Raw genomic sequence first — 12,679 nt, 5'->3', positions numbered from 1 at the left:
CTCAACGCCTGCGCGCAGGTGGAGCAGATGGGCGGTTCGGCGGACGGCATCGTCATCAACTCGCTGGACTTCTACGCGCACCTCGTGGGCCAGTCCTCGCTCCTGTCGGACCTGGCGAGCATGGGCATCCGCCTGTGCCGCACGCGCATGGTGAACCCGGGCACCATCATCGTCGGGGACTTCACCGCCGCCGCGACGCTCTACGACAGCCAGCGCTCCGTCATCCGCTTCGCGGAGGCGCCCCCGGGCATCTTCCCGCGCGAGGGGTTGGCAGCGTACGGCGAGGTCTACACGACGCTCGCGGTGCACCTGCCCACCCACTTCTTCGTGGCGTCGCTGACCTGATGTCCACCCCGCTCACGGTCCTCTACATCACCGGCTGGTGCCGCAGCGGCAGCACCATCCTGGGCAACGTGCTCAACGAGGTGCCGGGCTGCTTCCACGTGGGGGAGCTGAGCTTCCTGTGGAGGAACGCCTACGGGAACGGCTCCAACACGCTGTGCGGCTGCGGCCAGCAGTTGGTGGAGTGCGGCATCTGGGACACCGTGCTGACCTCCGACGTGCCGGCGGGGATGACGCCCCGTGAGCACGCGGCCTCGGTGGTGCGCCGTCAGCAGGCCGCCGTGCGCACCCGGCACACGCTGCGCGTGCTGGACGAGGCGGGAGACTCCGAAGCGCTCCAGGCGCACGCGGACTTCCTCGCGCGCACGTACCGCACCATCGCCCGGGCCACCGGGAGCACCGTGCTGGTGGACAGCGGCAAGTTCCCTTCCGAGGCGGCGCTGCTGCCGCGCGTGGAGGGCATCCGGCCGCTGTACCTGCACCTGGTGCGCGACCCGCGCGCGGTGACGCACTCGTGGACGAAGACGAAGCAGTACGTCGTCCCGATGTCCGCCGCGCGCAGCACCGCGTACTGGGTGGGCTTCAACGCGGCGTCGGAGGAGGTAACGCGCAGGTTCCCCGGCCAGTCCCTCTTCCTGCGCTACGAGGACTTCATCGCCGCGCCGGACCGCACCGTGGACACGGTGCTGGAGCTCATGGGCGTGCCGCGCGAGCACAACCCGGTGAAGGGCCGCACGGTGGTGCTGGGGAAGAACCACACCGTCACCGGCAACCCGGACCGCTTCCGCAGCGGGCCCACGCTCCTGCGCGGCGAGGACGACGCGTGGAAGGGGGAGCTGGGGTCCGGTGCGCGCGCGCTCACCGTGGCGCTCGCGTGGCCCCTGATGGCGAAGTACGGATATTTCAGCGGCACGCTGCGCTCCCCGGCGGTGGGGACGTCGTCGGTCGCCGACTCCAGGAGGGACGCCCGTGGAACTGGGACTCGCCCATAAGGTCGCGCTCGTCGCCGGAGGCTCCAGCGGGCTGGGGCTCGCGGTCGCCGAGGAGCTGGCGAAGGAGGGCGCGCACGTGGCCATTGGCGCGCGGGATGCCGACCGGCTGGCCCAGGCGGAGGCCCGTGTGAAGGCCGTTGCCCGAGGCGGCCGCGTGCTGGCGACGCGCGTGGACGTGAAGGACGACGCCAGCGTCCGGCGCTGGGTGGATGACGTGGCCGCCACGCTGGGCGCGCTGCACGTCGTTGTCACCAACAGCGCCGGGCCGCCTCCGGGGCCGGCCTCCAGCTTCGGCGTGGAGGCGTTCAAGAGCGCGACGGACGCGGTGCTCCTGCCGCCCATCTCACTGGCGCTCGCGGCGCTGCCCCACTTGAAGAAGGCCGGGTGGGGACGGCTGCTGTTCATCACGTCGGAGACGGTGCACCGGCCGGTGGCCCGCTTCGCGCTGTCCGGCTTCTCGCGCATGGGCATCGTCGGCTTCTCCGCCGCGCTGGTGCAGGAGCTGGGCGACGCCGGCATCACCGTCAACGTGCTGGCGCCGGGCTACATGCGCACGCCGCCGGTGGAGCGCACGGCAGGGAAGGCGGGCGACGTGGAGGCGGGGCTTCGCGACATGGGCGCGCACATCCCGCTCAAGCGCGTGGGGCGGCCGGAGGAGTTCGCCGCCGCGGCGGTGTTCCTCGCCAGCGAGCGGGCGTCGTTCATCACCGGCACGGTGCAGCTGGTGGACGGCGGCGCGAGCGTCATCGGATGAGCGCCGGGGCCGCCGCTTCGTCTCCGACTTCCGCGCGCCCGCTCGTCGTGAAGATTGGCGGCGCGGCGGGCGTGGACCTGGAGAACGTCTGCGCGGACGTGGCGGAGCTGGTCCAGCGGGGGGAGCGCGTCGTCGTCGTCAACGGCGGCTCGGACGCCGGGGAGCGGCTGCTGGGCGCGCTGGGCATGGAGCGGCCGGAGGTGACGACCGCGAACGGCAACGTCGTGCGCCTCACCTACGCGCCCACGCTGCGCGCGCTCACCATGGCGTGGGTGGGCGAGGTGAACAAGGCCGTCGTCCTCGCGCTGTTGGCGAAGGGCGTCACCGCGCTGGGGCTGTGCGGCGCGGACGGGCGCATGCTCACCGCGCGCCGGAGGCCGCCCCTCAAGTTGCAGACGGGGGACGGGCGGATGCGCATCGACCGGGAGCACCTGGCGGGCGAGGTGTCGGCGGTGAACACGGCGCTCCTGGGCACGCTGCTGGAGGGCGGCTACGTGCCCGTCGTGTGTCCTCCGGCGGTGACGGAGGAGGGCGTGCTGGTGAACGTGGATGCGGACGCCGTGGCGTCGGCCATCGCGGCGGCGGTGGGCGCGAGGGCGCTGGTCATCCTCTCCAACGTGCCGGGGCTGCTGTCGGACCCGAAGGACCCCGCGACGCTGGTGCGCGCGAGCGACGACGTGCAGGGCTGCATGGCGCTGGCGGGCGGGCGCATGCGCTACAAGCTGGAGGCCGTGCGCCGGGCGCTGGAGGGTGGGGTGCCCACGGCGTACGTGAGCGCGTCGCGCGTGGCGCGGCCGGTGTTCTCCGCGCTGGAGGAGGCGGGCGGCACGAAGTTCACCCTTCGCGAGAGGACCGGGGCGGATGCGGGCGCGTGAGCCGGGCGTCGACTTGTTGCGGTGGATGGTGGAGCAGTACAGCCCCAGCCATGAGGAGGCGTCCTTCGCCGGAGCGCTCGTGGAGCGGCTGGGCACGCGCGGCTGGCGCGCGCACACCGACGAGGTGGGCAACGCCGTCGCCCGCTACGGGGACGGGGACACCGTCATCGCGTTCCTGGGCCACATCGACACCGTGCCCGGAGAGGTGCCCGTGCGGTTGGAGGGGCAGAAGCTCTACGGCCGGGGCGCGGTGGACGCGAAGGGCCCGCTGTGCGCGTTCATCGAAGCGGTGGAGCTGCTGGACGACGCCGAGCGCGCCGGCAAGCAGTTCCTCCTGCTGGGCTGCGTGGAGGAGGAGGTGGCCGTCACGCGCGGCGCCCTGCACGTGCGCGAGCGGTACGCGCCGGATTTCGTCATCAACGGCGAGCCCAGCGGCGCGCACGCGGTGACGATTGGCTACAAGGGCCTGTTGCGCCTGGACCTGGAGCACCGCGCCAGCCGCCGCCACACCGCGAGCCGCGACTACCGCGCCGCCGCCGAGCACGTCATCGACGCGTGGAACGCCCTCAAGCGCCTGTGTGACGACTGGAACCGCGAGCGCACGTCCCTGTTCGAACAGAACCTGCCGTCACTCAATGCCTTTCACACCGGCGCGACGGAGACAGAGGAGTGGGCCACCGCCGCGGTGAGCATCCGCACCGGCCCGTCCACCGACACGCAGGCGCTGCTCGCGGCGCTGGGCACCGTGCCCACGGTGACGGTGCGCACGGTGGCCCAGAAGCACGCGGTGTCCACGAACGGCAACGACGCGCTCTCCCGTGTCTTCAAACAGGCCATCCGCGAGCGCGGCGCGAAGCCCACGCTGCGGCTGAAGACAGGCACGTCCGACTGGAACACCGTGGCCTCCGCGTGGAGCGTGCCCACTGTGGCCTACGGCCCTGGCGACGCGGCGTTGGACCACACGCCCCACGAGCACATGGACCTGGCGGAGTACGAGGAGGGCGTCGCCGTGCTCGCGCGCGTGCTGGCGCTGTTGCCGGTGAAGACGCCCTCCCAGCCGGGTGCACGCCCAGATTGAGGGAGGGCAAGCAGTGACGGGGAGATGTGCACCCTGGGGTACACGCCCGCCCTCGCCACGCTCCCATGAGGTGCGCGGCAGGGGCCTGGCTCTCGTGGACATTCCGGGCCTACGACTGACGGGCCCCCGCCGTGGCGCCTGGGGTGCTGTTGACCATCCAGTGGATGCCGAACTCGTCACGCACCATCCCGAACAGCCCGCCCCAGGGGGCGTCGAGGACGGGCTGCATCACCGTGCCCGAGGCCGCCAGGGCATCGAAGCTGCGCCGCAGCTCCGCCGGGTCATCGAATGCCAGCGCGACACTCATGTTGGCCTTGTCCAGAATCGCCTCGTCCTCGGGCCCATCGCTCATCATGAGCCGCGCGCTTCCCACGCGCAGCTCCGCATGCATGACGCGGCTCTTCATCGCGGCCGGACAGCTTCCGTCCACGTCGCCGAAGCGCTGCAGGGTCTCGGTTCGGGCGCCCAGGGCGCGCTGGTAGAGCGCGATGGCCCGCTCGACCCGGCCGTTGAGGTGGAAGTAGGGGATGGCTGACTGAATCGACATGGGGCAGGTCCTTTTCGGTGGGATTCAGTGACGCGACGAACGGCGGCCCGCCGGATCGACATGCCGGAAACGAAATCCTCCCCATCCCTCAAGGGCTTGAACATCTGTCATGTTTTGCTGGCCTGTCAGCTATTTGCAGCCTCGTGTGCTAGGAGCCGCCCGAGTGCCGCCCCCCGGCGGCCGGCGCATCCGGGCGGGAGTGCCGTCCCGGGGCGTTCCTGTCCCACGAGGAACCCATGATGACCCGAAGCTCCACGTCCCTGGCCACCCCCCGACTCGCCGTCCTCCTCACCCTCGTGGGCGCCTGCGGAGGCCCGGCGCCCGAAGGTGAGGAGGAGCTGGGGATGCTCTCGCAGGCACTGACGCGAGGCCCGTGGACCTTCGAGGGCAAGCCACTGGATGCGTACACGCAAGCCGAAGCGCAGGCGGACTTCGGCGCGTCCACGGGCTGGGACGCCACCAGTCAAATCACCGTCGGCTCCTCGGGAGGCAACGAGTACCTGCGCGTGAAGCTGCCGGCCAGCACGGAGAACGACGGCGGCAAGTTCTATCCGCCGCTCTGGACGTCCGGCGAGTACGCCACGGCCACGCTCCGCTGGAAGATGTACCTGGAGCCCGGCTGGGACTTCTACAGCGGCGACCTGAAGATGGCGGGCGTGAGCGGAGGCAAGGGCTACACGGGCGGCGCCGGAGACGAGGCCCAGGCGAACTGCGACGGCTGGAGCTCGCGGTTCGTGCTCGGCGGCAACCCCAACAACAAGCTGTATGCGTACTACTACGGCTGCGACATGACGGGCACGCCGTCCGGCGGAATCCTCTACGGCAACAAGCTCGGCACGGGCTGCGCGGTGACGGTGGGCGAGTGGTACACGCTCATCATCTCCGTCCAGGCGAACACCAGCGGACAGGCAAACGGGAAGCTGCGCATGTGGGCCCGGCGCGAGTCCGACGGCACCGTGTGCACCGTGGCGAGCAGCGACACGCGCCGCTTCGCCAACGACACGGCCACGTACACGTGGCACGAGAACTACCCACGCAAGTGGAATGCGGAGTGGTTCCGCGGAGGCGCCGGCACGCCGCCCGCGGAGGACCACTTCCTCCGCGTCGACGACGTGCTGTGGAACAACTATTTCTACTCCACGGCGCCGTCCCTCTGAGCCGCCCGGCGGGACGCACCATGGCCGCGCGTTCGCCTTCGACCCGTGGGCCTTCGCTCCGGGCCTACCGTGGCGCCGGGCCCGGCAGCTGCGTGTCGAGGTCCGGGTCTCCGGACGTGTTGACGTACACGACGACCCTGTCGAGGGTGGGCTCCACGAGAAGGACGTCTGGCTTCCCATCGTCGGTGAAGTCCGTGAGGGCGACCGCGGAGACAGGGGACAGCGTGGGGAAGGTCATGAACGGAGTGAAGGTGCCCTTGCCCTGGTTGAAGAGCAGCGTGGCCCCGGCCTTCGTGGCCCCGGCCACGACCACGTCGACCCTTCCATCCATGTTGACCTCCTGGACGGCGAAGGACGCCGCATCGACGTTGGTGATGGAGGTGCGGGCCGCACGTCCCCCCAGGCGGGGGATGCGAGCCCCAGGAGCCCGAAGGACAGCAACGCGTGGGAGGCAGAGAACAGCTGGATTCGGCGCTTCATTGGAACTCCTGTTGCCCTTGACGGACAGGGCGGTCCCAACGTGCGTCGTGGCCAGTGCGGTTGCGTCTGTCTTTGGGGGATGGATGGACGCTCAACACGTCACGCCATGGACTGGCGCGGATCCTCCCTCGGTTCCGGCCGCGGATCACACGAGCGCGTGACGCAGTCCGCGGGAGGATCCCGTCCACGCCAGCGCGCTGGCGAGCGGCAGGTCGGCCCCCCGGAGGTGGGACGCGGCCTGGCGCGGTTCGGACAGCGGTGGCCTATCCTACGGGATGACCCTCACGCGAAGTCCGCCCCCGTCGCTCCTTCGGGCGGTGCTCGTGGCCACCGACTTTTCGCCTGCCGCGGCGCATGCCGTGGAGCGGACCGCCCGCCTGCCACTCGCCCCAGGGGCGGCCGTCATCCTGCTGCACGCGATTCCAGGACGGGCGCCCAGGGAGCTCGTGGAGCAGGCCCGGGAGCGGGCCGGCAGGACGCTGGCGGCCGTCGCACACGCGCTCCACGCCTCGCTTCACGCCGCGGGCTCCAGCGCCTCCGTCGAGGCGCGGCTCGTGTTCGGGAAGCCGGCCCCCACCCTCCTGCGTCAGGCCCATTCGATGGGCGCGGACCTGGTCGTCCTGGGCCGGCATGGCCGTCGGCCCTTCCGGGACCTGTTCCTGGGCTCCACCGCCGAGCACGTCATCCGGTACGGCCTGTCCCCGGTGCTCGTGGTCCACGGGCCCGTGGTGGACCGGTACCGCCGTCCCCTGGTGGCCGTGGACGCCGAGGAGACGTCGTGGCGCGCCGCAGGCTTCGTGCCCGCCCTGCTGGCGCCGCGCACCTCGCTGCGGCTCATCCACGCGTTCGAGTCGCCGCTGGAATACATGGCCTTCTCCGGACTGACGCTCGATGAGCGCGCGCGGTACCGGGAACGGTTCAAGGAGGCCGCGCTGCGCGAGCTCCGTCCGCTTCACCGACGCCTGGACACCATGGGCCTGCGCTACCATCAGGCCCTCAAGCACGGCAGCCCGTACTCCATCATCCTGAAGGAAGCGAGCCGGCACCGGGCGGACCTGCTCGTGCTCGGCACCCAGGCGCGCTCCGGCTTGTCGCGCGTCCTGCTCGGGAGCGTGGCGGCGGACGTGGTTCGCGAGGCCGGCTGCGACATCTTCGTGGTCCGGCCCCCCGCCACGGACCGTGGCGAACCGTCATGAGCCAGGGTTGTTCAACACCTGGGCCTTCCCTCGACAGCTGATCGCTCAATGGAAGACCGCGGGAGCATCGCCGCGAACGACCACGTCCGCGTCAGCTTCAATCCCTGACGCGAAGGACCGCGCCGAGGTGGCGCCCGGCGCCGCCGCCTCGCTTCTCGTTCCGTCCGGGAGGGGGCGCCGGGGCTTTCACGCCACCCCCTTCGTCTTCGTCCCCTCCGCGAGCAGGAACCGCGAGAGCCGGTCGGCCAACCACCGGCGGAACGCATCCGTCGTCGGCGGGCAGTGACGGCAGTCCGCGATGAGGTCCACGTCCTCCAGCGTCGGAAACAGCGCTCGCGCTCGCGCCAGAAGCGCCTTGCCCGGGAAGCTCAGGTCGCCGTCGGCGCCGAGCACCAGCACCGGGGCCTTCAATCCCTCCAGCTCCTCCGGCCTGGCGAGCGACGGTACGCGCATGTCCATGTTGAACGAGCGGACGGCGTCGCCCAGGTACGGCGCCCAGTCGTCGTCGGTCGTCGTGAGCAGGTTGCCGACGAAGTTCCGCAGCCGGCGCTCGGTGGGAGACATCCGGTAGAGCATCATCGGCAGCGCGACCTTGGTGAAGCCCGCCCAGACCGGGCCGTTGACCACGCCCGCGGGAACCAGGAGCGCCAGTCGACGGATCCGCTCGGGAGCGACGGCCGCGAGGCGGATCGCCACGAAGCCCCCCCAGCTCACGCCCACCACGAATGGACGCTCAAGGCCCAGTCCATCCAGCACGTCCACCAGCCACTCGCCGTACTCGTTGTTCGACACCTTCGGCCGGGCGTCCGCGCTCTTCACCGACTGCCCCACGATGTCGACGGCATGGACTCGGAAGCGCTCGAGGAGCGGTGCCAGCTCGCGCAAGGCGTGCGCAGAACTCGCGAGCGCGCCGTGCAGGAGCACGAGCGGCGGCGCGGAGACGTCTCCGCCGACGAGCACGTGGCTAGGACCGAACCGCGTGCTGACCCTCCGGCTCTCCGTGGCAGGAAGGTGCGAACGGAACCTGTCATACCAGCGAGAGAGCACGGCCTTCGCCTCTTCACCTCGGAATGCGGACGTCATGAACGTCTCCTCTTCTGGGTCGCCGGCTTCGACTGGGGTGGGGGACGCAGACCGGCGAGATGCTGCGCGACCAGGTGCTCCACCATTTGCACCGGAGCGGGGTGCGCGCCCTGAGCCCAGGCGATGAGGGCGAAATAGAAGAACGAGAAGTAGGCGGCGCCGAGCAGCGCGGCATCCACCTCCGCACGCAGCTCTCCCTTCTTCGCGGCGTCCACGGCCCAGGTGGCAATCGCCGCGTGCACCTGCGCGACCTGGGCGCTGAAGCGCTGAGCCCAGGGCGGTTCGGCGAACAGCGACTCCTTGAGCAGGGTGCGCGAGAGCTGCGGACGCTTCTGGTAGTAGCGGAAGACGCTGCGGGTCAGCCCCGACAGCCGTGCGTCGAGCGTCTCGCCTTCCGGTGCGGCCACGGCCTTGCGCAGCGTTCGCTCCAGGTCGTCGAAGAGGGCCGCGTGAAGCAGGTCACGCTTGTCGCCGTAGTGGTGGAGAACCGTGCCTGCGGACACGCCGGCACGCTGCGCGATGGAACGGACGTTGGCGGCCTCGAAGCCAACCCGCTCGAACTCCTCGCGCGCGGCCTCGAGCACCGCCCTCCCGGTGGCCTCTTTCTGCTTCGCGCGAGGGCCTGTTGGTTTTTCGTTGAGCATGTTCAATGAACATGTTTAACCAAATGTCGGCCTGAGATCCAGCGACCCACCTCACGGGTCGTCGAGGTGCTCCCGCCAGAAGCGGAGCCCATCGATGTGCCGGGGGAACTCAGCCGAAGCTGTCGCAGCGCCCGTCGCGGCAAGCGAGGAGACCGCGCGAGCGTAGGACCGATAGACGCCCTTTGTGCTGTCGCGCTCGTGAGCAGACGGACAAGAGCGCCCCTTCGAGAGGTGCGTCCAGAGGGGGGGCCCCTGCGGCAGGTGAACGGACCCAGCAGTCTGGCTGCGGCGGCCCTGGTGCCGGTGCCAGAGGCGGCCCGTCCCGAGGCCGTTTCAAGTGCGCCCGCACGTGCCTGAGCGTGGGCGAGGGAGGCGAGGAGACGGCGCCGACGTCCTGCTCCTGGTGCTGGCAGAGGACATGCGCGTCGAGAGCGCGTGACGCAGTCCGCGGGAGGATCCCGTCCAGCGGCCGTCCACGCCAGCGCGCTGGCGAGCGGCAGGTCGGCCCCCCCGAGGTGGGACGCGGTCTGGCGCGGTTCGGACAGCGGTGGCCCCTGTTGGAGCAGCTCCGGTCCGCTCTGGCCCGACCGGCGCGCTGCGCCTGCTGCCGCTCGCGGGGCGGTGGCTGCTCACGCAGGCGGGCGTCAGCGACGCGGGCGTGCTGGACGTCACCCTCTGCGAGGAGTTCTTCGGCGGCGCGCTCACCACGGTGATGTTCGCGTTCATGATCGCGCTGCTCGCGCCCCTCCGCCGTCACGCGCCCGTCCCCGCCGCCGCGCAGCCCGCACCGTGAAAGTTTCCAGGCTCGCGACACGCTCCTTCACGGGCGTGTCACGGGCGCGCGCGTCACCGGAACCTCGCGCGAGCTGAGTCAGGGGAGCGTGGTACTGGACACCGCGTCGTTCGCGGTGCTCCCCCTTGAACGCGCGCCCGTGACACGGGCCGCGAATGAAGAGGTCCCCATGAAGACCCTGCCGATGACGTCGCTGCTGAGCGGTCTGGCCCTGTTCGCCGCTCCGGCGGCGTTCGCCTCGTCCACCACCAGCATCCCCGCCTTCGAGGCGAGCATCTCCACGGCGCAGGGCCCCAGCAGCCCCGGCGGCACGCGCGTCCTGCGCTCGGAGCTCAAGCCCGCGTTGGAGGCGTTCATCTACGACACCGGTGGCCCCACGGGCGTGGACAGCGCCGAGCGGGCCTACCTCACCACCCGCCTCAACGACACGCCGTTCCAGCAGTCGCTGACGGGCACCGCGGCGAAGTACTACGCGGACTTCCACGAGCTGAACGACGCCACCTTCACGAGCTACCCGCTGTACCAGGGCTCCGTCGCCAACACCGCCGCGTCGCTGTTTGGCGCCACGGGCCCGCTGGCGTCCAACGCGGACATCCGGGAGGGCTACATCCCCAACGGCCAGGGCATCGCCAACCAGGCCACGCTGGGCACCGCGTTCACCACCTACTTCGAGCCGCCGGTCGGCACCTTCCAGCCCATCACCGTGAAGGAGCTCATCGAGAGGCTCGGCACCCCCGTCAAGGGCAGCACTCCCACCGTGGACGAGGTAGAGGGCGCCGTGGCGTACATCACCCAGATTTCGCGCAACAGCAACCGGCTCTACGTCGCGGACTGGACCTGCCGCCGGTGCAGCTTCTCGCCGTGGAACACGCGGGGCTACGTCATCGCCGCGGTGAGCACGGACCGCCGCTTCGTGCGCATGGTCTCCGTGTGGACGGCGGACTACGGGAACGACTGATGCGACGCACCGCCGCGCGGCCCGCACCGTGAAAGTTTCCAGCCTCGCGACACGCTCCCTCACGGGCGTGTCACGGGCGCGCGCGTCACCGGAACCTCACGCGGGCCGTGTCAGGGCCGCGTGGTACTCGCCACCACCTCGTTCGAGGTTCCCCCCTGACCGCGCGCCCGTCCCTCGGGCCGCGAATGAAGAGGTTCCCATGAAGACCCTGTCGATGACGTCGCTCGTGGGCGCGCTGGCCCTGCTCACCGCTCCGGCCGCGTTCGCCACGTCCACCACCAGCATCCCCGCCTTCGAGGCGAGCATCACCACCGCGAAGGGCCCCGGCAGCCCCGGCGGCACGACCATCCTCCGCTCGGAGCTCAGGACCGCGCTGGACGCGTTCCTCAACGACACCGGCGGCCCCGAGGGCGTGGACAGCGCCGAGCGCGCCTATCTCGCCACCCGCCTCAACGACACGCCGTTCCAGCAGTCGCTGACGGGCACCGCGGCGAAGTACTACGCGGACTTCTACGAGGTGAACGACGCGGCCATCACGGGCGCCCCGCTGTACCTGAATCAAGTCGCCCAGACGCCCGCGTCGCTGTTTGGCGCCACCGGCTCGCTGTCTTACGCGCGCATCTACGAGGGCTACATTCCCAACGGCCAGGGTGTCGCCAACCAGCAGACGCTGGGCGAGGCCTTCAGCATGGCCTTCGGTCCGCAGGCCAGCATCTTCGAGCCCATCACCGTGCGGGAACTCATCTCGCGGCTCAGCGCTGTCTCCTACAACGTGGACGAGGTGGAGGGCGCGGTGGCCTACATCACGGCGATCTCGCGCAACAGCAACCGGCTCTACACCACGGGCTGGAGCTGCCGCGGGTGCGGCGCGCCGGGCTACACGCAGGGCTTCGCCATCGCCGCGGTGAGCACGGACCGCCGCTTCGTGCGCATGGTCTCCGTGACGACGTACGCGGACTGACGTGACGCACCGCCGCAAGCGCGCCGGGAGGAACCTGCGCGCTTGCGGTCCCCGCCGCCTCCGTTCGTGGATGCGCGTCACACGCACCGGGTGGGCGGAGCGCATGCTCCGGCCCGGGCTTCACGCAGCACCGGAGAAAGCACCATGGCGGAGATGAAGACGTATCCGGGTGGCTGCCACTGTGGAGAGGTCCGCTACGAGGCGACCACGGACCTGGCGCAGGTGGTGAGCTGCAACTGTTCCATCTTGCGCTGCGTGGACGGCGTGGACCTGTCCACGCTCCAGCCCTTCCCCTACAACGGCCGGGACGCCTGAGCCGCACCTACGGGCAGCGCCAGCCTGTAGCGGTTAGCCACGATTTCCTGGGTTGACTGCCGGGCGCGATCATCTGCGCTCACCTCCTCAACTGGAGTTCTGCATGCGCTTCCCCCCTCTGTTCGCCGCGACCCTCCTCCTGGTGGCTCCAGCCACGGTCCTCGCGTTGGCGCCCCCCTGCAGCACCTTCTGCGCGCGAAGGATTCCCGCCTGCGTTGAGGTCTGCAGCATCAACAACGAGGACACAACCTGCGGTGAGGCGGGCTACCGCTGCTACGACACGGCCGGAGCGGGCTCCGAGTCCACGACCTCCGTGATGTCTTCCGACGAAGCTGCCAAGGTGTGTAGCGAGGAGCACCCGGACGGCGAGCAGGCCGAGACCGCCGAGAGTTGAGTGCCATCCACGAGCGCGGGAGGGACCTCGCCCGAGCCCCGAACCGCTGCTGCTTCTCTCGGGGTCCAGCCACCCGGACTGGAGCCCACGGCCGCCACGCCCACTGGGCG

At 70.7% G+C, this 12,679-nt stretch carries 15 protein-coding genes and 1 pseudogene; 12 read left to right on the top strand and 4 right to left on the bottom strand.

Translation table 11 applies throughout. The annotated features are described in order from the left end of the window. From D7V93_RS25015 to D7V93_RS24995, 5 genes and pseudogenes are all read left to right on the top strand, one after another. Window positions 1-345, top strand: a pseudogene (locus D7V93_RS25015) (family 3 encapsulin nanocompartment shell protein); the annotation flags it as partial. Next, window positions 345-1,334 (top strand): sulfotransferase, encoded by a 990-nt coding sequence (locus D7V93_RS25010; protein WP_244237497.1) that lies wholly within the window; start codon window positions 345-347, stop codon window positions 1,332-1,334. The pseudogene D7V93_RS25015 and the gene D7V93_RS25010, both read left to right, overlap by 1 nt. Beyond that, window positions 1,312-2,088 carry an SDR family NAD(P)-dependent oxidoreductase gene (locus D7V93_RS25005; RefSeq protein WP_120645793.1) on the top strand — a complete coding sequence of 259 codons (777 nt, stop codon included), beginning with the start codon at window positions 1,312-1,314 and terminating at the stop codon, window positions 2,086-2,088. The genes D7V93_RS25010 and D7V93_RS25005 overlap by 23 nt, the downstream gene beginning before the upstream one ends. Then, complete coding sequence (locus tag D7V93_RS25000) at window positions 2,085-2,963, top strand: [LysW]-aminoadipate kinase (protein WP_120645792.1); 879 nt, start codon at window positions 2,085-2,087, stop codon at window positions 2,961-2,963. The genes D7V93_RS25005 and D7V93_RS25000 overlap by 4 nt, the downstream gene beginning before the upstream one ends. Continuing rightward, window positions 2,950-4,041, top strand: a complete 1,092-nt coding sequence (locus D7V93_RS24995) for a M20/M25/M40 family metallo-hydrolase (protein ID WP_120645791.1) — start codon at window positions 2,950-2,952, stop codon at window positions 4,039-4,041. Before D7V93_RS25000 ends, D7V93_RS24995 begins: the two co-directional genes overlap by 14 nt. A 109-nt stretch (window positions 4,042-4,150) precedes the next feature. On the opposite strand, the gene D7V93_RS24990 is transcribed toward D7V93_RS24995, so the two are convergent. Continuing rightward, window positions 4,151-4,588 (bottom strand): VOC family protein, encoded by a 438-nt coding sequence (locus D7V93_RS24990; protein ID WP_120645790.1) that lies wholly within the window; start codon window positions 4,586-4,588, stop codon window positions 4,151-4,153. A gap of 236 nt (window positions 4,589-4,824) precedes the next feature. On the opposite strand from D7V93_RS24990, the gene D7V93_RS24985 reads away from it, so the two are divergent. Further along, a complete protein-coding gene (locus D7V93_RS24985; protein ID WP_147451308.1) occupies window positions 4,825-5,745 on the top strand; it encodes a polysaccharide lyase in 921 nt (306 codons plus the stop codon). 64 nt (window positions 5,746-5,809) lie between these two features. Here D7V93_RS24985 and D7V93_RS24980 read toward each other — a convergent pair whose 3' ends face one another. After that, the gene (locus tag D7V93_RS24980; protein ID WP_120645788.1) at window positions 5,810-6,076 is read right to left on the bottom strand and encodes an FG-GAP repeat domain-containing protein; all 267 of its coding nucleotides are present in this window, start codon (window positions 6,074-6,076) and stop codon (window positions 5,810-5,812) included. Between the two features lie 472 nt (window positions 6,077-6,548). Between D7V93_RS24980 and D7V93_RS24975 the strand changes: the two genes are divergently transcribed. Next, a complete protein-coding gene (locus D7V93_RS24975) occupies window positions 6,549-7,421 on the top strand; it encodes a universal stress protein (RefSeq protein WP_244237496.1) in 873 nt (290 codons plus the stop codon). Between the two features lie 186 nt (window positions 7,422-7,607). Here the strand turns inward: D7V93_RS24975 and D7V93_RS24970 are convergent, their stop codons facing one another. Together D7V93_RS24970 and D7V93_RS24965 are read right to left on the bottom strand one after the other, a co-directional pair. Next, window positions 7,608-8,504 (bottom strand): alpha/beta fold hydrolase, encoded by an 897-nt coding sequence (locus D7V93_RS24970; protein WP_120645786.1) that lies wholly within the window; start codon window positions 8,502-8,504, stop codon window positions 7,608-7,610. Beyond that, entirely contained in the window at window positions 8,501-9,088 is a 588-nt protein-coding gene (locus D7V93_RS24965; RefSeq protein ID WP_244237495.1) for a TetR/AcrR family transcriptional regulator, read from the bottom strand. Before D7V93_RS24965 ends, D7V93_RS24970 begins: the two co-directional genes overlap by 4 nt. 607 nt (window positions 9,089-9,695) lie before the next feature. Here D7V93_RS24965 and D7V93_RS24960 point away from each other — a divergent pair. The 5 genes from D7V93_RS24960 to D7V93_RS24945 all read left to right on the top strand — a co-directional run bounded on the left by D7V93_RS24960 (window position 9,696) and on the right by D7V93_RS24945 (window position 12,569). After that, window positions 9,696-9,941, top strand: a complete 246-nt coding sequence (locus D7V93_RS24960) for a hypothetical protein (protein WP_244237494.1) — start codon at window positions 9,696-9,698, stop codon at window positions 9,939-9,941. Window positions 9,942-10,110: 169 nt separating this feature from the next. Beyond that, window positions 10,111-10,899 carry a hypothetical protein gene (locus tag D7V93_RS24955; RefSeq protein ID WP_120645784.1) on the top strand — a complete coding sequence of 263 codons (789 nt, stop codon included), beginning with the start codon at window positions 10,111-10,113 and terminating at the stop codon, window positions 10,897-10,899. A 199-nt stretch (window positions 10,900-11,098) separates the two neighbouring features. Then, window positions 11,099-11,860 (top strand): hypothetical protein, encoded by a 762-nt coding sequence (locus tag D7V93_RS24950; protein ID WP_120645783.1) that lies wholly within the window; start codon window positions 11,099-11,101, stop codon window positions 11,858-11,860. Window positions 11,861-12,004: 144 nt separating this feature from the next. Then, the gene (locus D7V93_RS45925) at window positions 12,005-12,175 is read left to right on the top strand and encodes a GFA family protein (RefSeq protein WP_167509497.1); all 171 of its coding nucleotides are present in this window, start codon (window positions 12,005-12,007) and stop codon (window positions 12,173-12,175) included. 103 nt (window positions 12,176-12,278) lie between these two features. Next, the gene (locus D7V93_RS24945; RefSeq protein WP_120645782.1) at window positions 12,279-12,569 is read left to right on the top strand and encodes a hypothetical protein; all 291 of its coding nucleotides are present in this window, start codon (window positions 12,279-12,281) and stop codon (window positions 12,567-12,569) included. The last annotated feature ends 110 nt before the right edge of the window (window positions 12,570-12,679 follow it).

The sequence above is a fragment of the Corallococcus llansteffanensis genome (assembly GCF_003612055.1).
GTDB classification, from domain to species: Bacteria; Myxococcota; Myxococcia; order Myxococcales; family Myxococcaceae; genus Corallococcus; species Corallococcus llansteffanensis.
Note: the sequence above shows the minus strand (reverse complement) of the source record. Positions and strands in the feature narration are given on the sequence as shown.